At 44.9% G+C, this 23,607-nt stretch carries 21 protein-coding genes; 7 read left to right on the top strand and 14 right to left on the bottom strand.

The genetic code is table 11. The annotated features are described in order from the left end of the window. The 5 genes from crr to L5M37_RS15595 all read right to left on the bottom strand — a co-directional run bounded on the left by crr (position 1) and on the right by L5M37_RS15595 (position 4,991). The gene (gene crr / locus L5M37_RS15615) at positions 1-510 is read right to left on the bottom strand and encodes a PTS glucose transporter subunit IIA (protein ID WP_006081821.1); all 510 of its coding nucleotides are present in this window, start codon (positions 508-510) and stop codon (positions 1-3) included. 71 nt (positions 511-581) lie between these two features. Next, positions 582-2,285 (bottom strand): phosphoenolpyruvate--protein phosphotransferase, encoded by a 1,704-nt coding sequence (gene ptsP, locus L5M37_RS15610; RefSeq protein ID WP_263201091.1) that lies wholly within the window; start codon positions 2,283-2,285, stop codon positions 582-584. Positions 2,286-2,463: 178 nt separating this feature from the next. Beyond that, complete coding sequence (locus L5M37_RS15605) at positions 2,464-2,721, bottom strand: HPr family phosphocarrier protein (protein WP_028760055.1); 258 nt, start codon at positions 2,719-2,721, stop codon at positions 2,464-2,466. 28 nt (positions 2,722-2,749) lie between these two features. After that, entirely contained in the window at positions 2,750-3,145 is a 396-nt protein-coding gene (locus L5M37_RS15600; RefSeq protein WP_263201089.1) for an ACT domain-containing protein, read from the bottom strand. Between the two features lie 208 nt (positions 3,146-3,353). Beyond that, positions 3,354-4,991 carry a methyl-accepting chemotaxis protein gene (locus L5M37_RS15595; protein WP_263201088.1) on the bottom strand — a complete coding sequence of 546 codons (1,638 nt, stop codon included), beginning with the start codon at positions 4,989-4,991 and terminating at the stop codon, positions 3,354-3,356. 357 nt (positions 4,992-5,348) lie between these two features. On the opposite strand from L5M37_RS15595, the gene L5M37_RS15590 reads away from it, so the two are divergent. Further along, complete coding sequence (locus L5M37_RS15590; protein ID WP_263201086.1) at positions 5,349-6,077, top strand: DUF3334 family protein; 729 nt, start codon at positions 5,349-5,351, stop codon at positions 6,075-6,077. Between the two features lie 104 nt (positions 6,078-6,181). Beyond that, positions 6,182-7,228, top strand: coding sequence for a LacI family DNA-binding transcriptional regulator (locus tag L5M37_RS15585; protein WP_263201084.1), 1,047 nt, complete (start codon positions 6,182-6,184; stop codon positions 7,226-7,228). A 117-nt stretch (positions 7,229-7,345) separates the two neighbouring features. On the opposite strand, the gene L5M37_RS15580 is transcribed toward L5M37_RS15585, so the two are convergent. Then, a complete protein-coding gene (locus L5M37_RS15580) occupies positions 7,346-7,972 on the bottom strand; it encodes a PolC-type DNA polymerase III (RefSeq protein WP_263201082.1) in 627 nt (208 codons plus the stop codon). Positions 7,973-8,191: 219 nt separating this feature from the next. On the opposite strand from L5M37_RS15580, the gene L5M37_RS15575 reads away from it, so the two are divergent. Then, positions 8,192-9,349, top strand: coding sequence for a cupin domain-containing protein (locus L5M37_RS15575; protein WP_263201080.1), 1,158 nt, complete (start codon positions 8,192-8,194; stop codon positions 9,347-9,349). A gap of 270 nt (positions 9,350-9,619) precedes the next feature. On the opposite strand, the gene fadE is transcribed toward L5M37_RS15575, so the two are convergent. Continuing rightward, positions 9,620-12,067 (bottom strand): acyl-CoA dehydrogenase FadE, encoded by a 2,448-nt coding sequence (gene fadE / locus L5M37_RS15570; RefSeq protein ID WP_198573281.1) that lies wholly within the window; start codon positions 12,065-12,067, stop codon positions 9,620-9,622. 244 nt (positions 12,068-12,311) lie between these two features. On the opposite strand from fadE, the gene L5M37_RS15565 reads away from it, so the two are divergent. After that, positions 12,312-13,091: a class II glutamine amidotransferase gene (locus tag L5M37_RS15565; RefSeq protein WP_113939616.1), complete on the top strand. Its 780-nt coding sequence runs from the start codon at positions 12,312-12,314 to the stop codon at positions 13,089-13,091. 321 nt (positions 13,092-13,412) lie between these two features. Here the strand turns inward: L5M37_RS15565 and L5M37_RS15560 are convergent, their stop codons facing one another. Then, complete coding sequence (locus tag L5M37_RS15560; protein ID WP_263201078.1) at positions 13,413-14,204, bottom strand: DUF3108 domain-containing protein; 792 nt, start codon at positions 14,202-14,204, stop codon at positions 13,413-13,415. Between the two features lie 215 nt (positions 14,205-14,419). Then, a complete protein-coding gene (locus L5M37_RS15555; protein ID WP_212600583.1) occupies positions 14,420-14,848 on the bottom strand; it encodes an MGMT family protein in 429 nt (142 codons plus the stop codon). Between the two features lie 545 nt (positions 14,849-15,393). Between L5M37_RS15555 and def the strand changes: the two genes are divergently transcribed. Further along, entirely contained in the window at positions 15,394-15,885 is a 492-nt protein-coding gene (gene def / locus L5M37_RS15550) for a peptide deformylase (RefSeq protein ID WP_011789520.1), read from the top strand. A gap of 132 nt (positions 15,886-16,017) precedes the next feature. On the opposite strand, the gene L5M37_RS15545 is transcribed toward def, so the two are convergent. Continuing rightward, entirely contained in the window at positions 16,018-16,197 is a 180-nt protein-coding gene (locus tag L5M37_RS15545; protein ID WP_263201076.1) for a hypothetical protein, read from the bottom strand. A gap of 180 nt (positions 16,198-16,377) precedes the next feature. Between L5M37_RS15545 and rhlP the strand changes: the two genes are divergently transcribed. Beyond that, positions 16,378-17,223, top strand: coding sequence for a rhombotarget lipoprotein (gene rhlP / locus L5M37_RS15540; protein ID WP_263201074.1), 846 nt, complete (start codon positions 16,378-16,380; stop codon positions 17,221-17,223). A gap of 226 nt (positions 17,224-17,449) precedes the next feature. After that, a complete protein-coding gene (locus L5M37_RS15535) occupies positions 17,450-18,076 on the top strand; it encodes a LysE family translocator (RefSeq protein WP_131525774.1) in 627 nt (208 codons plus the stop codon). Positions 18,077-18,167: 91 nt separating this feature from the next. On the opposite strand, the gene L5M37_RS15530 is transcribed toward L5M37_RS15535, so the two are convergent. The 4 genes from L5M37_RS15530 to L5M37_RS15515 all read right to left on the bottom strand — a co-directional run bounded on the left by L5M37_RS15530 (position 18,168) and on the right by L5M37_RS15515 (position 23,498). Next, a complete protein-coding gene (locus tag L5M37_RS15530) occupies positions 18,168-18,377 on the bottom strand; it encodes a hypothetical protein (protein WP_263201073.1) in 210 nt (69 codons plus the stop codon). Positions 18,378-18,562: 185 nt separating this feature from the next. Beyond that, the gene (locus tag L5M37_RS15525; RefSeq protein ID WP_263201072.1) at positions 18,563-18,946 is read right to left on the bottom strand and encodes a VOC family protein; all 384 of its coding nucleotides are present in this window, start codon (positions 18,944-18,946) and stop codon (positions 18,563-18,565) included. A 143-nt stretch (positions 18,947-19,089) separates the two neighbouring features. Beyond that, positions 19,090-21,261 carry an alpha-amylase family protein gene (locus L5M37_RS15520; RefSeq protein WP_263201071.1) on the bottom strand — a complete coding sequence of 724 codons (2,172 nt, stop codon included), beginning with the start codon at positions 21,259-21,261 and terminating at the stop codon, positions 19,090-19,092. Next, complete coding sequence (locus L5M37_RS15515) at positions 21,258-23,498, bottom strand: glycoside hydrolase family 13 protein (protein ID WP_263195790.1); 2,241 nt, start codon at positions 23,496-23,498, stop codon at positions 21,258-21,260. The genes L5M37_RS15520 and L5M37_RS15515 overlap by 4 nt, the downstream gene beginning before the upstream one ends. Positions 23,499-23,607: the final 109 nt, after the last annotated feature.

Below are 23,607 nucleotides of genomic sequence, written 5' to 3'. Positions count from 1 at the left end.
TTAGAGCTGTACCGTAAAGATCACGTCTTTACCTGCGGTGACACTGCCTTGGGCTTTGTCGAGGTATTTGACATCTTCCATGTTTGCCAAAACGACAGGAGTGAGTAGGCTGTCGACTTGGTCTTTTAGATAATCAATATCGAATGACAGGATCGGATCGCCGACTTTCACTTCTTGACCTTCCTGGGCTAAACGTTTAAACCCTTTGCCTCTCAGCTCGACTGTACCTACACCAAAGTGAACAAATAGCTCTAAACCTTGGGGAGACTCAATGCTGAATGCATGATTTGTCTCAAAAATTTTACCTATGGTGCCGTCGATAGGCGCCAGAATTAATTCGCCTTTGGGGGCGATAGCGATGCCATCACCGACAATCTTTTCAGCAAAAACCACGTCGGGGACTTTTTCAATGGCGACAATATCCCCGGAAACGGGGGCATATACCATGATACCGCCAGCTAATTGAGTCTGGCCCGATACCAAGCGCCTTATTCGGCTTAAAAATCCCATAATCTAGAGCCTCTTTTGCTTGTTTTTGTCATTGTTTTTGTTCTGTAATGCAGCATAACGAATAAATGTCTCTATTTATAGCTTGTTATACACTGCTGTAAGTTTGCAATTCTATCTTGTTGTAATGCTGTGTGAGCTAATGCCGAAAATTGTGTGATGCTGCCTTGGCAAATAGCTGCTTTCACTTCTAAGAGTGAGCTTAAGTTAACACTGAGTTCGTCCAACCCCATGCCGATTAACAGTGGCGCAATTTGCGGTGAACTGGCGAGTTCACCGCACAGAGAAACTTTAACATTAGCGGCCTTAGCTTGGGTTATTGTCATGTTAATTAAGGCTAAAATGGCAGGCGAAAGGGACGGATAGTCACGGGTAAGCTGCGGGTTTGTCCTATCGGCGGCCATTGCATATTGGGTCAAATCGTTGGTACCAATGCTGACAAAATCGAGTCTTGGCAGCATAGCGTTGAGGTTGAATACCGCAGCAGGTGTTTCGACAACGATACCGTAGCTAAGTTCGCCATAGCCTTTCTCTTCTTCTTCCAAGGCATCTTGGCACTGGGCAATGAGTGCAAACACCTCGTCCAATTCTTCGACTTGATTGACCATAGGGAACATCAAACGGATCGGGCCATGGTTAGCGGCACGCAGAATGGCCCTCAATTGGGTTTTAAATAATTCTGGGTGCGCCAAGGTGTAGCGAATGCCGCGAAGACCCAAGGCGGGATTATCTTCAATTTCTTGGCATAAACAGGGTAGTTTTTTGTCTGCACCTATATCTAAGGTACGGATGGTAAAGGTTTTACCGCCTAGGGCGTGTAATGCATCGCAATATAAGCTGTATTGGGCTTTTTCATCGGGCAGGGTGGCGACGTTCATCAACATAAATTCGGTGCGAAACAAACCTATTCCATCGGCGCCGACATCGCTGACATGGGTGATGTCGTTGAGATTACCCACGTTTGCCATGAGTCCCACAGTATGACCGTCTTGGGTTTGCGCTGGGACATCCTTGTAAGTTTGAAGTGCTGCGCGCCTTGCTTGTTCATGGTGAAAGGTGACTGTGAGTCTTGCCTGTTGGTCTGGATTGGGATTGACACAAAGTTCACCCGCGAGTGCATCGAGCACTAAGGGCGTGCCGTTGGGAATAGAGTCTGCGTCGAACTGACAACTTAACATGGCTGGAATGCCAGCTGCTCTGGCTAAAATGGCCGTATGGCTCGTTAAACCGCCCGTTTTCAGTACAATACCGCAAAGGTTTTCCCGCGGCAGTAAGGCAAATTCGGCGGGGGTCAAATCCTGCGCTAATAAGATAGTGGGTCTATCGAGTTTTTCGAGTCCTTGAGCTAAATAGCCGTTTATCGCCGCGACGACTCTTTGGCCTAAACAGCGCACATCTTGGGCTCTATTGGCTAAATAGGGATCATCTAAGGATTGTAATTCATTGGCCTGATGGGCAAAAATACGTTCAACCGCCACACTTGCCGACAATTGTAAGGTGCGAATGGCATCGTTCACTTGCTCGATTAATTCATCGTCTTCTAATAACAATAAGTCGGCTTCGATCAACTGATAATTTTCGGAGTCACTATCGAGTGCAGCTTGACTGTGGGTCAGTTGTGCCTGTAGTTCTTGCAAGGCTTTGGCAAATTTACCCTGTTGTTGAGGGATTTTAGACAGGGGAATAGGGCGATAATCGAGGTGATGTTCGGTGTGGAGCAGGTGAAGTGCCTGTCCAAAGGCAATTCCCGATGACACTATAATCCCCGTTATTGACATATCCCTTCCTAAATTAACCACTGAACTGAGTGTCCGTTAGCGATAGCGAGTCTAGTTGAGTGACGCTAAGCTTGTAAAGTGTTTGTATGTAAAGCATTAGCATGTCAAGACGGTCAAGATGAGTTTTTTGCGTGTCGGTTAAACCTGCAGATAAACGCACTTTAGCGGAAGAAAAGGCCTAGCTTAGGGTTATGAGCAGCTCAGAGACTTTCTCAACCGCGGCCTGTGCCTGTTCACCTTCGGCAAACACTCTTACCGTGACGCCAGAATATAAGCCTAAGGTTTGTAGCTTAAACAGACTCTTAGCACTGGCTTGCTTACCATTACATTCGACCATGACATCACAGTCAAAGGTTTTGGCTTCTTTAACCAGTAAGGCTGCTGGACGGGTGTGAATGCCATGTTTGGCGGTAATGGTGACTGTTTTTTCGTACATAGTAGATGAGCTCATATTTAAAGGGGTATTACACTTCGTCTTTCGATTCTATGATGTGATAGCCCTGTTTTTTCAAGGCGGCGATGGCACTTTTGAGGCGATTATTTTTTACTAAAATGTAATCGGTATCAAAGGTCGAAATCGCAAAAATACTGATTTGTTCGTTCGCTAAGGTGCCAGACACTTTAGATAAAATGCCTGTCATCGAAAATCCCAGTGGCCCGAGTACTTCAAAGCAACACCAGCCCGGTTCTTGCTCTAGGCTGTCGAGTTCCATTTCACTGGAAACGACTAAAGATAAACCTTCTTGGGTCTTACCAATGAAATACATGTCCTGTGCAAAAACCTCACTGGGCAATACGGCATTCGGGCTAAAGCTATGAATGGTGTACTGTTCAGGGTGAACGGCTAAGGTCATTCGCATGGCAGTGTCTCGGTTGGATTTTTAAGGCTAAAGCATACCGCATATCAAACGTTAGCGTGACAGAGAATTTGTGGTTAATGGGATTTTTTCGTTGAAATTCATTGTTGGTGAGCTAGTGGTTAACAAGCGTTACCAGAAGGTTTACCCAAAGAAAAGGGCGCCCTATGGCGCCCCAATCGACAAGTCATGCCGTTCTCATACACTTTAGTTAGATTTTAAACTGGCCTAAGGTGCGGGACATGTCTTGGCTAATGTCTTGCAGTGACTGAGCTGCATGGCTATTACTTTCGTTAGCTTTTACTGAGACTTCGGTTAATTCCGAAATATTACAAATATTTCGATTAATTTCTTCGGTCACCAATGATTGCTCTTCAGTGGCGCTGGCTAATTGTGTGTTCATGTCACTGATATGGGCAATCAATTGCAGAATCGCCGCCATGGCTTTACCCGCTTCGTGGGCTTGAGCCTGCAGCTCATCGGATTGCAGTTGAGTTTGATTGTTGCTCTTCATCACAGAGCCTACACCGGATTGGATCTCGCTAATGATTTTTTGGATCTCATTGGTCGAGTCTTGGGTGCGAGTAGCAAGGGCGCGGACTTCATCGGCAACCACGGCAAAACCACGGCCGTGGGTCCCTGCTCGAGCAGCTTCAATGGCGGCATTGAGGGCGAGCAAGTTGGTCTGCTCGGCAATGCTGCGGATCACATCGAGAATGCTACCGATTTGCTGTGAGGCGACGCCCAGCTTTTGGGTGATGACTTCAGAGGCTTTTAATTCTGCCACCAGTTTTTCTGTGTTGCTGACTGTGTTGTCGATCACGACTTGGCTTTGCTGCGCTTGTTCTTTTACGCTGTTCGCCGCATCGGCCGCTTGCTGGGTGTTGCTCGCCATTTCATGGGTGGTCGACAGCATTTGATTGACGGCTGTGGCGACGCTGCCTGTTTCTCTGTGGATATGTTCAGCACTCTGATTGGACTCTTCAACTGCAATCAAAAGCTGTTTTGCATCTTTATCTAATGCTTGGCCTAAAGGTTGTAAATGGCCGACCATGTCGCCAATTTTTTGGGCGAACATGTTGAAGGCGCGGGCGAGATGGGCAATCTCATCTTTACCTTGAGCATTAATGCGCTGACTTAAGTCGCCTTCGCCTTGGGCAATATCTTCAAGGGCATCAATAGCATCATTTAATGGTGAGGTGATGGAATGGTTAAGCACAAGGAAGAAGGCAAAAATCGGCACTGAAATCAAAAACATGATAATTAGATAGTCGATAATGACTGACTTTAAGCTCGCTTTGACATCGCTAAGATAAGCGCCTGTGATGACTGTCCAGCCCCATTGCGGGTAGTAACGGGCTTCAGCAAGCTTGTCTTCTATCGCACGGGTCATAGGATCGGCGATAGGGTATTCGAGGGTTGTTTTCGATTTAGCACGTGCTAATGGCAGCATAGTGGCTAAGGGATTTGTGCCATTAGGTAACTTGAAGGTTAATGCTGAGGTGCCAATAAGATTTGCGCTATCCCCGTGGGCGAGGATTTGATTATTATCATCAATAACAATGAAGTAGCCGGAACCGGAATAGCGAGTTTGATTGATTAAATCCGCGGCGATTTGTTTAGCTTCTGCTTCGCTAAATTTACCTTTGAGCGCATCCTGACGGTGCACATCTATCACGCTTAAAATGCTGGCGAGCTGACCGTCTATCTGCAACCATTTCTGCTCAATTAAATTACTGTACTGTTCTTTAATTGAAAAACTGGCAAAACACACTGTTCCTATCGCGGCCATAAGGAGCATCATCATTAAGCGTTGCAAAATGGTAAATCGGCGCAAAAATGTGATCATTTGGATTCCTTAAGGGCTTATTATTGTGCATTAATATACCTGCGAATCAATCTCAATTGAATCGTCTGTGACATAAATTAAGCAAAAGCCGTTATAAAATATGAGTTTCTTTGATCTAAAGCAGGGAATAGTGATAGGGAACTTTAATCTGTTGCATTATGGGGCATGTTCTTATTAAGTTAGGCCGTTTTATAAGTCGTTTCATGTTGAAGGTTTTATCTGATCTATTAAATATCAATAAGTTAGCATTATGTTAATTTTGCCATCTTGCTATATTAGGCTAATCAATTGTTTTAATTTTGATTTTTTACGCTTTTACGCGCAAGATTAATTCATTATTCAGTTTGAGAATCGATTATGACCACAAATACTATCGTAACGTCGGATGATATTTTACTGAAGTTATGCCACTCAGTCGCCCACGTCCTTTCTAGCACCAGTGCCAGCAATGTTACCCATGCGGGTATGGTACAAAGTATTGCGCGTACTCGTCTTAAACCTGATCTCGGTTGTTTCTCGATTTTCGACGGTGGTTTTTCAGGGCTGGTTGTGATCAACTTTTCAGCTTCGGCGGCGATTGAAATCTACCGTCGCTACATGCTGAACATGGGCATGCCTGAGTCTGAGCTCGCGTTTTCGCATACGTCAGATGAAGTGAGTAATGTGATGGGCGAACTGATGAACCAAATTCTAGGGGATTTTATTAATAAAATTTCTAAAGAATTGCAAACATCCATCAGCCAAAGCCAACCAAAAATGTTGACGATTAATAAAGAGTTAACTATATCAATCGACGCTAACTTAGACGATGCGGTTGCCCGTAGAGTGTCGTTTAGAACTGAAAATAACCATATTTTCTACCTCGAGTTTGCCATGGACAAAACCGAATTCATTCGCTTAGATGAATTTGTCTACGATGAAGAATTCGATCCCGATAGTCTGTTAGAGCAGCACAGTTCGATTGGGGGAAATAACGACTCAAATTCGAATGTTTCGCCTTGGGTTAAGATGGCCGATAAACCCGCCATTGCGACTCGTGCCATTGATAATGAAGCCGATGATTTGTTCGATCAGCTCGGCATTTAACCAGAGTCTCTAATGTAAGACGGATGTTAACGCATTCGTCTATACAAGTGGGTGGAACTGTTTTAGTATCGACGCAAAATAATAACTAAGGTTAAATCCTCTTTATGGCATCGAAAGCGACCTCGATTGATATTGCTTATCGTGCTGGCGTATCCCAGTCAACGGTTTCCCGTGCCCTTAGAAACAGCCCGTTAGTCAATTTAGAAACTCGCCAACGTATTCAAACTATTGCCAAAGAGCTGAATTATAAGGTCGATAAAAATGCCAGTAATCTTCGCACCCAAAATAGCCATACCTTAGCGCTGTTATTGTGTGAAGACCCCACCAACGATGACTCGTTAATCAATCCTTTTTTCCTGTCTATGCTTGGCTCCATTACCCGAGCAACGGCGCAGCAAGGTTATGATTTATTGGTTTCTTTTCAGCAATTGTCCAGCGACTGGCACGCCGATTATGAAGACAGTAATAAAGCTGACGGCATTATTCTGCTTGGTTACGGTGACTACATGGACTACGAGCAAAAGCTGGAGCGATTGCTCGCGCAGAATACTCACTTTGTGATCTGGGGGGCTGAGCATAACAATAAGTCAGTGCTATCGATTGGTTGTGATAATCATCAAGGCGGCTTGATTGCCACAGAGCACTTGATTTCCCTTGGCCGCAACGCTTTTGCCTTTTTAGGCGATGCCTCGAGCCACAGCCCTGAGTTTAGGGACAGATATTTAGGCCATGTGAAGGCGCTGCAAATGGCGAATATTGCTGTCGATCGCACTAAGCAAGTGTCGGCAATTAGCACTGAAAGTGCTGGTTACGATGCGGCTATGGCATTGATGGCCAAAGGCGCACAGTTTGATGCTATTTTTGCGGCTAGCGATCTGATTGCCATTGGTGCTATTCGTGCGCTGAAAGAGAAGGGCATTTCAGTCCCAGAACAAGTTGCAGTGGTGGGATATGATGATATTCCTGTGGCGAGTTTTGCCAATCCGCCATTAACGACCATTAAGCAGAATACCCAATTAGCCGGTGAAATCTTAGTCGACAGTGTACTCAAACTTATCCGCGGACAAGAGGTGAGTGCGCAGCTTATTCCGACAACCTTAGTGGTTCGCAGTTCCTGCGGCATTGATAGTGCGCCGCTTAAGCCGTTATAGATAGGCCATTCTTGCTAGGAGCTTGCTGTTTTTTGCTGGCAAGTCGTTGAGCACTTAATTTGCTTATTGAAAAATTGCCGATAATCCTTGGATTTATCGGCTTTTTGCTGTTTGAGTTCACTTGCCTGCGTATTGACGCAAAAATTTTGGTACGTCTGCTTTGGTTTTCTTAGCGATTTTTTGCAGTAACTCGAAGGTGGGGGCATTGACGCCAAACTCTTGCTGAAGGTCTGCCAGCATAGCCAGCCACAAATGGCCGGTCATTTCGGCATCGGCTAAGGCGCGGTGAAAGGTGCCATCGGTTGGTAACTGTTTATAGCGCACTAAAGTACCTAACTGATGATTGGGTGCCGCTTGATATAAACGTCTCGCCACCAGCAAGGAGCAACCAAATTGCCCTCGATAGCGATGGCGAATTTGGGCAAATTCCGCGTCTAAAAAGCGCTGATCAAATGCCGCATTGTGGGCGACTAAGTTATGATCGGCGATAAAGTCGGCAAAACGCGCCATCACTTCATTGCAGGGCGCTGCATCCCTGAGCATTTGATTGCTGATCCCTGTGTAGTCCTCAATAAAACGACTTATTCTAAATTCTGGGTTCATCAACTCTGAAAATCTTTGGGTGATCACGCCGTTTTCAATCAGCACAGCTCCGATTTCAATCGCGCGGTCCCCTTGATTGGGCGATAGCCCCGTGGTTTCAAAGTCGAGCACGACCAAAGTGTTAGCTGCAGATGTAGGCATAGATCTTATGTGGACTCTATAAATGATGTGTCAGCATTGCCGTCTTTGACAGCGCAATGCTTTTAGATAAGCCGATTGTAATTCAATACGTTAGTAAATTCACTATCACATTGACGCTGATAAAAGATTTAATGCTTTGTTGATCCGGTCGAGCTTTCTTGGTTTCGCTTCCTGTTAGCATTTACCTCTATGAATAACAGTTTGGTTTGTGAGCGACCCATGCAACTCGATATTAATGGCTTAACGCCCGCGCAATTTTTAGCAGAATATTGGCAGAAAAAACCTTTGGTTATCCGCCAAGGATTCAAACATTTTCAAGATTTAATCTCGCCCGAAGAATTAGCGGGCTTAGCCATGGATGAACTGGTGGAATCTCGGCGAGTGTACCAACAGGCAGGGCAATGGCAGGCTGAATTTGGCCCTTTTGATTCCTACGATCATCTCGGTGAACGGGATTGGACTTTGATCGTGCAAGCCTTGAACAACTGGGTGCCCGATGCAGAAGCCCTGATCCAATGTTTTGATTTTATTCCGCGCTGGCGTTTAGATGATGTGATGGTGAGTTTTGCGACGCCTGGCGGTGGCGTGGGGCCGCATATAGATCTGTATGATGTGTTTATTTGCCAAGGTTCGGGACGTCGCCGCTGGCGCGTAGGCGATCTGGGGCCGCACAAAGAGTTTGCCGCCCATCCCGCTTTGCTGCACACAGAAGCCTTTGAACCGATTATCGATACTGAGTTATTGCCCGGTGACATTCTTTATATTCCCCCAGGATTCCCCCATGACGGCATAACCTTAGAACAGTCTTTAAGTTTTTCAGTAGGTTATCGCACCGCTTCCGCCAAAGATATGGTAAGTGCTTTGGCCGATCATCTGTCTGAGCAAGATTTAGGCGCACAGCAGATTGAAGATCCAGATCGCGAGCTGACAACGCGCAGTGGTTGTGTAGATAATCGCGATTTAGCGCGGTTACGCACGCAACTGACTAATATGTTAACCGATGAACTGGTGAGCGAGTTTTCGGGCCGCTATTTAACTCAATCTAAATGCGCCCTCGATTTACCCGATGAGCCGTTGGACATCACGCAAGACGAAGTGCTCGCTTGGCTCTATGAGCAGCCGCTTATTCGCCTCGGCGGACTGCGTTGTTTGTATTTTGATATCAATGTGGGACAAGGCGTTGTCTATATTAATGGTGATAAGTATCAGCTCTCTGCCGAATTGGCCGCGGTGATCCCACTCCTGTGTGATAGCAATCAGTTAGATAAAGCCGCCTTAGCCCACTGGTTAGCCGATACCGATTTGCTTACGCAGCTTACTGAGTGGGTGAACTTCGGTTACTGGTACTTTGAAGACCTGAGTGATGAAGAGTGTTAAGGCTGAATTAGATCTAAAGCCTTACAGGTTTAAAAACTGAACAGTTTTTAAAGTGGCATGTCAGCGACTTACTGACACGGTATTCTTTTATCAATGGACTGATAGTAATGTCATTTGCATAGTACTGTTCAGTCATACTGAGCAATGAAAGCATTGGTCAAAGTCGAGGTAGTAACTCAACCAAATTCACTTAGTTGTGGCACGCCCTGTCATCGGAATAAAAAAGGAGGCTAATTAGCCTCCTTTTTGTGGTTTAAATCTTAGTGAGTATTACGCAGCACGTTCCTGTGAAGTGGTTGAAACCACTTCTGGACGAAGTTCTGCTGGGTCAAAGTCATCAACGTTGATTGATTTCATACGACCAATTTCTGCTCTTTCCAGTAATTGCACTTCGGCATCGCTTAACACTCCTAAGGCTTTACCTTCTGCGGCAACTTTATCTAACCACATAAATGGTAGACGTTTACCACTGGCTTTACAGACTTTGTCATGTAGCGGTTCAGACGCGATGATGTCGAGTAGTGTTTGTTCTTGGATCCCCACAGCATTGTGCTCAGAGTTGGTCCAGAACTGACCTTTACCTAAACGGTTACGGCTTTCACATGGTGTTTGCATGATCTTAGCGACTTTATGATCTAACACATCGCTTGGGCGTTTCAGTGGACGACCGAATGGGAACATCACCACACGTAATACGCCACCAAGGCCCATAGGGAAGTTATCCAGTAAATCGTCTAAAGAAGCTTGTAGCTTATATAGCGCATCTTCAACTGCCCATTGTACTAATGGCAAGTCGTCGGTTTGACGGCCTTCATCTTCATAGCGTTTCAGCGTGGCTGATGCCAGATACAGTTGGCTCAGTAAGTCACCTAAACGGGCAGAGATACGTTCTTTACGTTTAAGGTTGCCGCCCAAGGTTGCCATGGCTAAGTCAGAAAGCAGGGCAAGGTTGGCACTGAAACGGTTCATCTGTTGATAATAACGCTTGGTTTTATCTGAATAAGGCGCGTTAGAGAAACGGCTTGATGTCAGACCTAACCAGAAGCTACGGATGAAGTTACTGGTCGCAAAACCAATATGACCAAAAATAGCTGCATCGAAGTTAGCTAAACCTTGACCCGATTCAGTATCAAACGCTGACTCCATTTCTGCGAGTACATACGGATGGCAACGAATTGCGCCTTGGCCGTAGATGATCATAGAACGGGTAAGGATGTTTGCACCTTCAACAGTAATTGCGATAGGCGCAGCTTGGTAGCCACGGCCTAAATAGTTATTGGGGCCAAGACACACGCCTTTACCGCCGTGAATATCCATGGCATCGATAACGCATTTCTGCATTCTGTCGGTCAGGTGATATTTCACAATCGCAGAGATAACCGACGGTTTTTCACCTAAGTCGATACCTGTGGTGGTCAAAGTCGTTACAGCATCCATCAGATAAGCGTTACCGCCGATGCGTGCCATTGGCTCTTCGATACCTTCAAGCTTGCCAATAGGCAATTTGAACTGACGACGAATGCGAGCATAAGCACCTGTTGCCAGCGCTGCGGTTTTCACGCCGCCAGCTGAGTTTGATGGCAGTGTGATACCACGACCCACAGATAAACATTCCACCAGCATGCGCCAGCCTTGACCAGCCATTTTCGGGCCGCCAATGATGAAGCTTAATGGCACGAATACTTCGTTGCCGCGAGTCGGACCGTTTTGGAACATGCAGTTGAGCGGGAAGTGACGACGACCCGTTTCTACTCCTTCCACATCAGTAGGGATCAAAGCACAGGTGATGCCGAGTTCTTCTTTATCGCCAAGTAGATGCTCTGGATCGCGCAGTTTAAAGGCTAAGCCTAATACTGTCGCAACAGGGGCTAAAGTGATGTAACGCTTGTTCCAAGTCAGCTTCATCCCCAGAACTTCTTCGCCTTCCCATTGGCCTTTACACACAATACCAAAGTCAGGAATCGAGCCTGCATCGCTACCGGCTTCTGGGCTGGTCAGTGCAAAACAGGGGACTTCTAAGCCTTTGGCTAAACGCGGTAAATAATGGTTTTGTTGCTCTGGCGTGCCGTAATGTTGCAGCAGCTCTCCAGGGCCTAAAGAGTTAGGTACGCCAACAGTTGAAGCCAACTCACTGCTTAAGCCCGCCAGTTTTTGTAACACGCGAGATTGGGCATAAGCTGAATATTCTAAACCGCCGTATTTTTTCTTAATGATCATGGCGAAGAAACCGTGATCTTTCAGATATTGCCATACGTCGGCAGGCAGATCGGCAAGTTGATGTGATACTTGGTGTTGATTCACCATGCGGCACACTTCTTCAACAGGGCCATCGAGGAAGGCCTGTTCGTCTGCACTTAAACGCGCAACGGGGTAGTTATGGAGTTTTTTCCAGTTCGGGTTACCCGCAAACAGATCCGCTTCCCACCAAGTGGTGCCGGCTTCAATCGCTTCTTTCTCTGTTGAAGACATTTCCGGCATGATGCCGCGATATACCTTCATCAGTGGACGACTGATCACATTTTGTCTAAATGCACTGATATTTAACGGCAGCGCGATCACGAGGAAAACGATCCAAGAGATAGGGCCGACAACATCGAGTGTCCATCCTGCTGTCATCACAACAGCGGCTGTAATAGTGGCAGTGAGCAAAGATACCCGAAGGTAAGCTAGGGCTCCTAGCACTAAGATCATGGCGATGATCCAAAGTAGGGTAGTCACTGTAATTCTCCTTAAATATGACCGAGTGCCAACCACAGGTCATAGAGTGTTTTATTGATTGCGATCACAATTATAGTTTGTGGTCAGACCTGTGTCGCATAAAAGTTAAACCTAAGAGAATTTTAATACAAGTATTTTTCAAACAATTGTTTAAATTATTTGTCAGCTTTGATCATTCCACAAATGTCATCAACTAGTTACAATGCCAATAAGTAGTTTTTTTGATTGATGATAGGCGAGAAATATGTGCGAGTTACTGGCGATGAGCGCCAATGTGCCGACCGATATTGTGTTTAGTTTTACGGGATTAGCACAACGTGGTGGTGTAACTGGTCCCCACGTGGACGGCTGGGGTATTACTTTTTACGAGGGGAAAGGTAGCCGTACTTTTAAAGATGCTTGCCCGAGTAGCGAATCGCATATTGCAAAATTGATCAAATCCTACCCGATTAAAAGTGAGGTGGTGATAAGCCATATTCGCCAAGCGAATCGCGGCTGTGTGTCTTTAGAGAACACTCATCCTTTTACCCGCGAATTATGGGGACGTTATTGGACCTATGCCCACAATGGTCAATTGACGGACTATCTGCCCAAGTTTCATGTCTCGCGCTATCAACCCGTAGGCGATACCGATAGCGAACTTGCTTTCTGCTGGATTTTGGAACAAGTCGCCCAGAAGTTTGGCGGTACTAAACCTGAAGATATGTTGGCAGTTTTCCATTACGTCGCAACGTTGGCCGAGCAAATCCGTGCCTTAGGTGTGTTCAACATGATATTGAGCGATGGCGAGCATTTAATGAGCTATTGCAGTAATAACTTATGTTACATCACTCGCCGCGCGCCGTTTGGTAAAGCGAAACTTATTGATACCGATGTGGTGATTGATTTTGATAAGGAAACTACCGCCCATGATGTTGTGACTGTGATTGCGACTCGCCCATTGACCGAGAATGAACAGTGGCGCGTTATGCAGCCGGGTAACTGGAAGCTGTTCAGATTGGGTGAGCTGTTAATCGATCTCTGATGTGATACCACTGAGCTAAATAATGAGGGCAAGCGGATTTACGGTTGACTTTGTTTTGTTCAGGTCACTTTATTAAAAAGTTCGAGTCAGTATCTAACATACCTTCTAGCAATCAGTGATGAACCATTAGCGATGAACATTAACTGAACTTAGAGGTAGGCCCTAAGTTCAGTTAGATATAGTTCAGTTAAATATAGTTCGGTTAGATATTAGTTCGGTTGGGCTTTATTCGATATGAGTTTGGCTTTAGTTCAGTATTGTGAAGCTAAGGCTTTGTATCATTGGGTTAAGTTTATACATCTTAACTCAATGCCTTACCGATTAACCTTCAGTCGTGCCGAGCAGTTTAGGCACTAGCGGTTTCTCTGCAATGTCTGCAGGTATGGTTTCTTGGTTCGGCACTTCATCGAAGTGGTACTTCAGCAACTTAATATCGAGCTGCTTACTGCCTTTTTCAAAATGTGTTAACCGCACGGGCAAATATGCTAAGTCAGGCGCCATCCAGAAGAAGGTTTGACGCTTTTTATTGTCACGCACGACTTCAATTTTGACTGTGTCGTAACTGCCGCTGTCGATGTTCATTCGTTCTTTACCGATCACATGAAACTTGTATTCATCGACTTCGTTGTCCTTGACCATCTTATAGTCGAGCACTTCTTTGCCCGCCATCATATCTAGCCTAAATTGCAACTGCACCATAAGAGGATCAAAGATTTTATCATCATAGGGAAACTTGCCTTTTTCATCTTTGTAACGGGTATGAATAAAGCCTTGAGCTTTGGCGAATGCGGTTTGCTCCGTGTAATTAGGCCCGACACCTTGGCGTTGTTGTAAGTAACGCAAAGGACTGAGCTGCGTATCATTTTGAGTAAATTCACTCAAGATGTGACGCACATCGGTTAACAATAACAGGCTGAGATCGCTATCAAAACGATACTTAAACACGCCATCTTCGGGATTGGGTAGCGTGTATTTGGCTTTTCCTAATTCAATGTCTCCATAGTTGACTTGGTATTCGGCCGTCTGCGGTGTTAGCGGCGTTGGCGCTGCCATGGCAAACATACTTTGAGTGAGGACGGTAAAACTCACTAATAATGTGGGAATGGTACGCAAAGAATGCTCCTTGGGTCGCAGGTTTTCACCTTGTATCACTACAGAATTGTCGGTAGTGGTTGATAAAAAAGTGTCGAGTAGCATGCTTACTTACACAGTTCTGGGTCAATCAGTTGAGCATAAATCAATTATCGGATCGACTGTAAGCAGGTTATAGCCGAGGACGACGTTTCTGTAAATAGAGATGTAAATAGTTTATGGATCAATATATTAAACTAAAATGGCATTGCCATGACTAAAGTCACCAGATCCGGGCGCCACTCGTATTCAGACAAATTAATTTTGCCGCAGTTCACTGTTATCCCTTCAATTCTTAATAATTCCATCTGTTCTTGAAAGAAGGTTGAATTTTTCTCGAAGGATATTTTGCCTTGACTATTGAGTACCCTATGCCAAGGGAGTGACAAATGTTCGGGAGCTGCTTTCAGTGCTTTTGACACATAACGCGCTCGTCCCGGTAATCCTGCATAATCGGCAATTTTGCCATAGCTGCTGACTTTACCCTGCGGGATCATGGCGACGATATGCCAGATTTTCGCCATAGGAGACAAGTCCACTGCTTGGGGCTGTTTTCTCGCTACACTCTGTTTATCTTGTTCAAGGTATTGATACAGTGGTGATTTGTCTTTAGGGAACGATGCCATTGAATTGTTAACCCTCAGCTTAATGGTATTGATACCAATCACATTAAATATCTAATCAGTTCAAAGCCTCACAGGTATTTAAATCTCAGGCGCATTGACGCAGAAATCGTTATTCTCTTTTAAGTCAATGCAACACCGGAGTGGGATACCTGTGAGGCTCCCAAAGGGCGGGTTTCAAAACGCTTTATACTGCGTTTAAGGCTTTCGACAGAGCACCACTATGCCTTCAAGCCTTCGCCTTGTCTAAAGCGCGTTGAATTCTCGCTGAATGAACAGATATTTAATACGATTGGTATGACTCACAAAGAATCACGCTCAAAAACTTTTGCTTGATGAGCTCACGCTAGTGTAACGGTAAAGCGTGGCTTAGCGGAAGATGTGAGGGTATTTGGCATTTAAAGGATTAAGCACTTCTCGATATTTTTATCGGCTAGCTCGATTACTAACAAAATATTTAAACTGTTTTTAGCTTAAATATTGTGTAAATGGTCAAATAGTCCATAATAGCGCCAATTTTTTTGACTCGATGAGAGAAGATAACTGGCATGGCTGTACTCGATATTCTAACTATTCCCGATGAGCGCCTTAAACGTAAAGCGCAACCTGTAAAAGATATTGAAGCTGTTCAGGGATTTATCGATGATTTAATCGAAACCATGTATCACACGGACGATGGTATAGGTTTAGCGGCAACTCAAGTCGGCAGTACAGATGCCATTATCGTGATCGATTTATCTGACGGTCGCGACCAGCCTTTAGTGCTGATTAATCCTGAGATTGTTGAAAAGTCAGGTGAGTTCGTCGGTGAAGAAGGTTGTCTGTCTATCCCAGGTTATCGCGCTAAAGTGTCACGTTTTGAAAAGGTCAAAGTGACAGCCTTAGACAGAACTGGCAAGGCTATCGAAATCGAGACTGATGAGTTTTTAGCTATAGTGTTGCAGCACGAAATCGACCATTTGCATGGCAAAGTATTTATCGAACATTTATCCATGCTAAAACAACAAATTGCCCTTAAAAAAGTGCGTAAATACGCTTAACTTTTGACTTAAGTTGTATTTTAGAAGGTGGTTGTACCTATTGACTAGCCGCATTTATAGTGCGGCTTTTTTGTATTTAAAATCTAATCAAAGAAGATTAATGCAGTGATATGTGAACATAACAGCTTGTTTTTACTCTGATGAGTGGATAAGGTAACCAAAAATCTGCATTATACCAATCGTATTAAATATCTGTTCATTCAGCGGGAGTTTAACGCGCTTTAGACAAGGCGAAGGCTTGAAGGCATGGTGCTCTGTCGAAAGCCTTAAACGCAGTATAAAGGGCGTTGAAACCCGCCCTTCGGGAGCCACACAGGCATCCCACTCCGGTGTTGCATTGACTTAAAAGGGAATGACCATTTCTGCGTCAATGCGTCTTGGATTGAGATGCCTGTGAGGCTCTGAACTGATTAGATATTTAATGTGATTGGTATTATTGTAGGTTCAGTTTTCATCATTAACAGCAAGTGTATGGATACGGTAGGGAAACAAATGAAACTTAAGGTATTAGCCTGTGGTATAGCCTCATTCGCAATGCTTTCACTGGGTGGTTGTAGTGCATTTTTTAACGGTAATACTACTGAGAAAAATGCGGTATCAAGTAGCTTAGTTGAATATTTATACCCTGATGAGAAGAGTCGCCAAGCCCAGCAGCCATCCTTACCTGTGCTGCGTTTACCTATTACCGTCGGCATCGCTTTTTTGCCTTCGTCCCATTGGCAAGCCGATGCAATTGATAGCCGAACTCAGATGGCATTACTTGATAAGGTTAAAAAATCCTTTGTCAAATATGACTATATTGATCGTATCGAAGTGATCCCAAGTACCTATCTTAAAAATGGTAAAGGTTTTGAAACCTTGCAGCAGGTTGCTCGCCTGCATGATGTTGATGTTATGGCATTGGTTTCTTACGATCAATTGATGCAAAGCCACGAGAACAAATCCTCCATCCTTTATTGGACTATCGTGGGCATGTATTTAATTCCCGGTAATGAAAATGCGATTCAAACCTTTGTTGATACAGCCGTTTTCGATATGCGTAGCCAGAAGATGTTATTTAGGGCGCCAGGTATTAATCAGTTAACTGAGAGTTCAACCGCTGTTGGCGTGACGACAACCCTAAGAGATAAATCCTACGAGGGCTTTGATCTTGCGGTGAACGACATGATAGTCAATTTAGATGACGAGCTTGCCCGTTTTAAAACTCGGGTTAAGGAAGAGCACGTCGCCACCATAGAACATAAACAAGGTTACAGCGGCGGTGGCAGCTTATCTTTATTAATACTTTCACTATTGGGCATTTTTGCGATGCGCCGTTTAACGATTTGCCGTGAATAAAGAAATTAAGCGCAAATTAAGATCGTTAAGGATGAGCAAATTGAAGTTTGCTTTGAATCAAGACGTGAGCAAAAAGTATATAAAGTTGAGCACAGGTTCTGGTTACCAATTTACTTGTAGTTAACGTTTTGATTTTTTTTAAAGTGGTTTACAGAGGCCGCGGTATTGCGTCGGACACCACTTAAGCGGCGCGATAGATTACGCGTTTAACAAGGAGAAAAATTAAATGGATTTAAATTCACTATTACTGTTTGCAGTTGCTTGCCTTGCTATCAATCTTATCCCTGGACCCGATGTCATCTACATTGTATCTAACACAATGAAAGGGAAAATGATCAGTGGGCTTAAAGCTGCGATGGGTTTAGGTGTGGGTTATTTTGTTCACACGCTTGCTGCTAGCTTGGGATTATCTGCCATCATTCTCAGTTCAGCGTTGGCTTTTAGTATTGTGAAGTGGTTAGGGGCCGCGTATCTAGTGTATTTAGGCATTCAAGCGTTAATATCAATGTGGCGTGGCAATAATAAAATTGTGGTTGATAACAATAGCAAACCAAACGGCAACGTAGTTTTCCAAGGCATTGTCGTTAGTGTACTTAATCCTAAAGTCGCTTTATTTTTCCTCTCTTTTTTGCCGCAGTTTATTGACCCGTTAGCGGGTTCAACGTCAATTCAGCTGTTAACCCTTGGTCTTATTTTCAGTTTGTTAGCGACCTTGTGTAACGTCCTTTATGCGTCGGCAGGAAGCTGGGTATTTAGTCGCCCCAATTCCCTGCGTTATTCGAGAGCCTTAGAGGGGATATCAGGTGTGTTGCTTATTGGCTTGGCCAGTAAAGTCATGACCAGTGATAGATAGTGGAATAAGGTCATTTTGTCGAGTAAGACATAAGTCCTCTTTGCTCTGATAGATATGAGCTTTTCAATCTAGCTATGACAAAGATCGCTTGTTACAACTTCACAAAATACGGTAGCGCGATGAGTGCTATGCCGATGCAGACGAGTAAGATTAGGTTGCTGACAAAATAAGGGTAGAGCATCAGGGCTATCCCAACGACGAGGGGGATGGGTGCACCTTGGCGTTTGCCATAGGTGAAAAAGCCAAGACCAAAGAGGCTAAAGACTAAACTCCATAGTAATAATGCTGGATTATCAAACATCTTGAGTTCCTCAATGGTTAGCCTAGGTAGGCTTTGACCTTATCACAGCGCCAAATTGGTCAATTAATTACTTAAACTATTGGTTAAACGGCTGCGTCGCTTTATTGAGTCTAATGCTGACTATCTCGTAGCGTAATTAAGCTTTATTCATCTTATTGCTGCGATGTTGCCTTATTTCACTCGTGCTATAGTTCATATAACTCTAAGGGTAAGCCGTCGGGATCGCTAAAGAAGGTGAATTTTCTGCTTGTGTATTCGTCAATGCGGACGGGTTCAACGGTAATGTGATGGCTATGAAGATGTTCGATGGCGGTTTCAATCGATGCTACGCGAAAGGCGAGATGCCTAAGTCCACAGGCTTCGGGATAGCTTGGTCGTTTGGGTGGATTATCGAATGAAAATAACTCAATTTGACTCTTATCGGCCAGTTGTAAATCAAGTTTATAGGACTTACGTGCCTCACGGAAATGCTCTGCAAGCACGGTAAGGCCAAGAATGGTTACATAAAAGTGTTTGGACTTTTGATAGTCGCTGCAAATAATCGCTGCATGGTGAATGCCGAGTAACATCGCTTTCCTTTGTGATTTTTAAAGGGTGATCAAATAAGATAGAAAGGTTTGAGAGTATAACGGTTAAAAAAAGATAGCGTCACAGTTTAGCGTGACGCTATCGGTCGATTTCACTTTTTAGCTCACCTAGGCTTTTTGCTCGTTTAATCTTCCAGCTCGAATATGGCTGAAGACAGCGGTGCAAGTTGCATCTGAACTTGTCCTTCACCTTGTTTGACAACCAACTGCGCTTTGTTGTCTTCCAGCAAATCCTTAAGTGGATAGGTCCCATCCGTTAACTGCCATTGGTCGATAAGTGGCTTTGGCAGCTTAAGGGATAATGGCTTTGCATGGGTTTGATTAAAGTTATTCACAATAATCAGTTTTTGGCCCTTTTTATTGGTCGTATTTTTCTCAAAGCGCACAAAGGCAAAAGTGCTGTCATCATAACCCGTTGCACTGCCATGAGTATCCATTGTGGCGGTTTGTGCGCTGCGGTTGGCGGCATCGAGTGAGTAATATTCTCCTAAAAGCGCAGGTACATTTTTACCTGTGCTTAGGTTCAGTAATTTTTGATAATAAGCCCGCAAAGTGACTTCCTTTAGGGTTGATTGTCCACCATCAAACTTGCCATTGTTCATCCAGCGCTGATGGGCGGGGACGCCAACATAGTCAAAAATACTGGTGCGTGATGCATGACCAAATCCTGGGTTGTCGATGGCGGCTTCTCCCACTTCTTGGCCAAAATACACTAACGTCGGTGAAGTGCCTATCGTTGCTGACACTACCATAGCGGGTAGGGCATAGTGTGGATTCACGGCTTGGGTTGCAGTGGGCTTATTTGTGTGTAGCGATGCTAAAAATGCTGCATTACCAATACGTTGCTCGTCGTGGTTTTCTAAAAAGTGCAGCATGTGAGATTCAATATCTTGCACTTTTGCCTGATCTGCCGCGATATTAGCTGTGCTGGTTTTACCCGCCATCACGGCTTTTAGGGTGTCGTAAACATCGACCTTATCGTACAGATAATCCATTTTGCCAAGTTGGATATAATCTCGGTACAAGTTAGGGTTATAGACCTCGGCCAAGATAAAGGCATCGGGATTTGTGTGTTTTATCTGGCTGTTGAGATAGCTCCAAAACTCCACTGGTACCATTTCTGCCATATCATAGCGAAAGCCATCGACCCCTTTCGCTAGCCAATACTGGGCAATCTGATTGAATTTAATCCAAGAGCTTGGGATCTCGGCTAAGTGTTGTTGCCAAAAAGCGTAATGCTGCGCCTGCGTTAAAGTGGCGAAATTGGCTGGCAGGCGAGGGAAGTCATACGTGCCATCGGGGCGTACGCCGTAATTGATTTTGACTGTTTCGTACCAATCATTGGCATCGGGCTTGGCTAAGCGTGAGCCATTGCCAGTCCATTTTGCGGGAAATTCGTTGAATTTGCCGTCACTTAAGGGGTGATCTTCTCCGCCCAATGGTTTAAGCCCTGCCGATAAGCTTGGCACTTCAAAGGCATGCGCTTGTCCCTTTTTCCCCTCCGAGCCATTATAAACATCAAATTTATCAACAACGTAATAGAAGTTGTTGTTTTTGGCGTACTCCAGACTGGTATCATCATCTTCGCCAAAATCGCGCACGCCTTGGGGTTTACTAACGGATTGATAATGGCGCGCCACATGGTTTGGCACGATATCGATAATCACCTTTAAGCCGTGGTGATGGGTACGGGCAATGAGCGCTTCGAACTCGGCTAAACGGTTGGCGGGATTGACCGCCAGATCTGGGTTGACGTTGTAGTAATCTTTGACTGCGTAGGGTGAGCCCGCGCGTCCTTTGACCACATCGGGATCATCAGTACTCACGCCAATCGCGCTGTAATCACCAATCAATGCATGGTGGGGAACGCCCGTGTACCACACATGGGTAACGCCTAGGTCCTTGATACTATTGAGTGCAACATTGTCGATATCATTAAACTTACCGACGCCATTGTCGGCAATCGTGCCCCAAGGTTTGTTGGTTGGATTTTTATTGCCATAAAGGCGAGTAAAGATTTGATACACCACAGGTTTAAGCGTCATAACCTCACTCTCAGACTTTGGTAGTAACTCATTATCAAGCGTCAGCGCCGATGCATTCACATCAGCCGATAAGCTAAAAAGCGAGGCAGTTAATAAAGAGGCGCTGAATAGAGCGTTTAAACATAAGTTGAGTGATGACTGTCGGCGCTGCGGGGCTTTCGCTGCTTGGGTTATAAGTAAAGCCACTATGGGAAATTTAGCCGCTTGTTGGCTCTGAGTCACTCGGGAATAGATAGGCGATAAAAAGCTCAAGACTGAATTCCTTTTAGGGTTGAGTTTTTGATTGGGTGAGTTGTTTGAGCCTGAGTTAAATCGCTAGCTGAGTAACTCATATGATTAGAGGTTTGACGGCTAGGTAAGCCAGTATTTAGCTGCGGTCTGGCTTTAAGCTCAAGGATAGTGACACCTGCATGGGGCAATGTTATCGCTTGATTGAGTGAAACGGTTTTGCCACTGATGATGTCAGTAGCGTCGCCGCTATCGCCAAGTACACTGGCAAAGCGGTTTACATCTAGCGTGACTGCTTTGTCATTTTTATTGTAAATCACCATGACTTTATCGGCCGAGGCCTGAGTGCAGGCATTGTGTTGGGTTTGAGAATTGTGTTGAGTTAGTGACTTAAGTGCTTCGGCTTTCTGTTCAGCTGATAATGGGTCATTCAATAAGCAACGAAATTGTACATAGATGCCATCCTGCGGCACAAAGTGCAGTAAATCACCTGATTGCAGCGCAGGGGATTGTTTACGGTAATTCAGTAGGGTACGGATAAATTGCTGTGCTTGTCGTTGAGGTTCACTCAGTCCTTGGCTGGTAAAGGCATTCGTGGCACTGTTGGCAAAACCACCGGGAAAATCACTGCGCACAACGCCATCGTGACGGCCTTCTGTCGGGCTGGTCATTAACACTTCTGTACCGTAGAACAGTTGCGGAATGCGTTTGGCGGTCAGCACATAGGTGAGGGCCATCTTGTATAAGTCTATATTTTCTTTCACTAAACTGAAGATACGATTGGTGTCGTGATTGCCTTCAAATAGCACTAGTTTACTGGGATCGGCATACACAACATCGTTGGCTAACATCTCGTAAAGCTTGATAAAACCTGTGTCCCAGTTTTCTGGCTCATTGAGGCTGACAATTAATTTTTCATATAGCGGGAAGTCCATCAAACTGGGTAAACCTGAGGTATAGCCATCGGCATTGATTTTGCCCTTTTGCCAATAGGACACTGTGATGGGGTTTGCGGTCCATTCTTCGCCAACAATATTAAAATTTGGGTACTCAGCCATTACGGCCTTAGACCATTTAGCGAGAAACCCTTTGTCGGCGTAGGAGTAAGTATCTTCACGTATCCCCGAAAGTCCTGCGTACTCGACCCACCAAATACTGTTTTGGATAAGATAGGTTGCCAGTTTTGGATTGCTTTGATTCAGATCCGGCATAGTGTCGGTAAACCAGCCGTCGACAAAATCAATATGATCTTGCGCTGCCGCGTAGGGATCTTGCACTGTCGTGCGCCTATGGCTGGTGAAACGGGGGCTGGTAACGCTGGATTTAATAGCACTGGATTTAGTATCGGCAGACTGCATCAAGTCAGGCTTGGATTTGCGATTATGTAGCTGCGTTTTTGTGGCATCGTTCAGCCAGTCTTGGCTAGGTAAATCGTTGAGCCACCAATGGTTAGAGCCGATATGATTCACCACAACATCTTTAATCACCCCTAGGCCAAGCTTGTTAGCCTTAGCGACTAAGGCTTTATAATCTTCGTTGCTGCCAAAGCGGGGATCGACGCGGTATAAATTGGTAATTGAGTAACCGTGGTATGAATACTGGGCTTGATTATTCTCAAGCAGCGGATTGATCCATAACTGAGTCACGCCAAGTTTTGCCAGATATGCTAAGTGCTGGCTGATCCCTGCTATATCGCCGCCATGGCGAGCATCGGGATAGTTGAGATTACTGGGAGAGTTAGCTGCGACTTGCTCTAACATATCGGCTTGATTGTCATTACTCGTGTCGCCATTGGCGAATCGGTCCGGCGTGATAAGGTAAATCACATCCTTATTGCTAAATCCTTGGCGCTCACGGCTGCCCTTAGCACGCCCTTGCAACGTATAGGGCAGGCGATAAAGAGGCGTGTCGGCTTTTGAAGCCGAGTCAGTGTTGGAAATTATTAGTTCAAAGGTTTGCGGCGCAGCTTGACTCAGATCTAAATTGATAAACAAATAGTGAGGGTTATCAGTATGCTCAAGGCTTTTGAGTGTGATGCCTTTTCCTTGTATATCAACTTTAATCTGTTGCGGTAAGCTTGGAAGTTTGCGGCTATACAGCATCAGCTGTAACTCAGGATTGTGCATTCCCGCCCACCAAAAAGCGGGTTCAAGCTTAACGTCCGTCGATATATCTGGCTCAAAGGTGTTTGCATAGGCCGTATTAAATGAAGAGCAAACCAAGCATAAATAAAGCGCAATCATTAGGTTTTGACGGATCATAATGTAAGCCTTTTAAAGAGAAAGAAGTAAAACGTGCTGGCATGATGAATGTTAGAAATGCTGAAATCTGCATAAGCAAAAGCCTGCTTCTTAATTGAAGCAGGCTTTA

This window comes from Shewanella sp. SM69, assembly GCF_025653985.1.
Lineage (GTDB): Bacteria > Pseudomonadota > Gammaproteobacteria > Enterobacterales > Shewanellaceae > Shewanella > Shewanella oncorhynchi.
This window is presented reverse-complemented; position numbering and strand designations above follow the sequence as displayed.

Bases quoted from the DNA above. Each gene is read 5' to 3' on its own strand.
- L5M37_RS15535 (WP_131525774.1), top strand. From the start codon at position 17,450: ATGGATTTAAATTCACTATTACTGTTTGCAGTTGCTTGCCTTGCTATC.
- L5M37_RS15580 (WP_263201082.1), bottom strand. From the start codon at position 7,972: ATGCCTACATCTGCAGCTAACACTTTGGTCGTGCTCGACTTTGAAACC.
- L5M37_RS15605 (WP_028760055.1), bottom strand. From the start codon at position 2,721: ATGTACGAAAAAACAGTCACCATTACCGCCAAACATGGCATTCACACC.
- rhlP (WP_263201074.1), top strand. From the start codon at position 16,378: ATGAAACTTAAGGTATTAGCCTGTGGTATAGCCTCATTCGCAATGCTT.
- ptsP (WP_263201091.1), bottom strand. From the start codon at position 2,285: ATGTCAATAACGGGGATTATAGTGTCATCGGGAATTGCCTTTGGACAG.
- def (WP_011789520.1), top strand. From the start codon at position 15,394: ATGGCTGTACTCGATATTCTAACTATTCCCGATGAGCGCCTTAAACGT.
- L5M37_RS15575 (WP_263201080.1), top strand. From the start codon at position 8,192: ATGCAACTCGATATTAATGGCTTAACGCCCGCGCAATTTTTAGCAGAA.
- L5M37_RS15600 (WP_263201089.1), bottom strand. From the start codon at position 3,145: ATGCGAATGACCTTAGCCGTTCACCCTGAACAGTACACCATTCATAGC.
- L5M37_RS15515 (WP_263195790.1), bottom strand. From the start codon at position 23,498: ATGATCCGTCAAAACCTAATGATTGCGCTTTATTTATGCTTGGTTTGC.
- L5M37_RS15530 (WP_263201073.1), bottom strand. From the start codon at position 18,377: ATGTTTGATAATCCAGCATTATTACTATGGAGTTTAGTCTTTAGCCTC.
- L5M37_RS15555 (WP_212600583.1), bottom strand. From the start codon at position 14,848: ATGGCATCGTTCCCTAAAGACAAATCACCACTGTATCAATACCTTGAA.
- crr (WP_006081821.1), bottom strand. From the start codon at position 510: ATGGGATTTTTAAGCCGAATAAGGCGCTTGGTATCGGGCCAGACTCAA.
- L5M37_RS15565 (WP_113939616.1), top strand. From the start codon at position 12,312: ATGTGCGAGTTACTGGCGATGAGCGCCAATGTGCCGACCGATATTGTG.
- L5M37_RS15595 (WP_263201088.1), bottom strand. From the start codon at position 4,991: ATGATCACATTTTTGCGCCGATTTACCATTTTGCAACGCTTAATGATG.
- L5M37_RS15590 (WP_263201086.1), top strand. From the start codon at position 5,349: ATGACCACAAATACTATCGTAACGTCGGATGATATTTTACTGAAGTTA.
- L5M37_RS15525 (WP_263201072.1), bottom strand. From the start codon at position 18,946: ATGTTACTCGGCATTCACCATGCAGCGATTATTTGCAGCGACTATCAA.
- L5M37_RS15585 (WP_263201084.1), top strand. From the start codon at position 6,182: ATGGCATCGAAAGCGACCTCGATTGATATTGCTTATCGTGCTGGCGTA.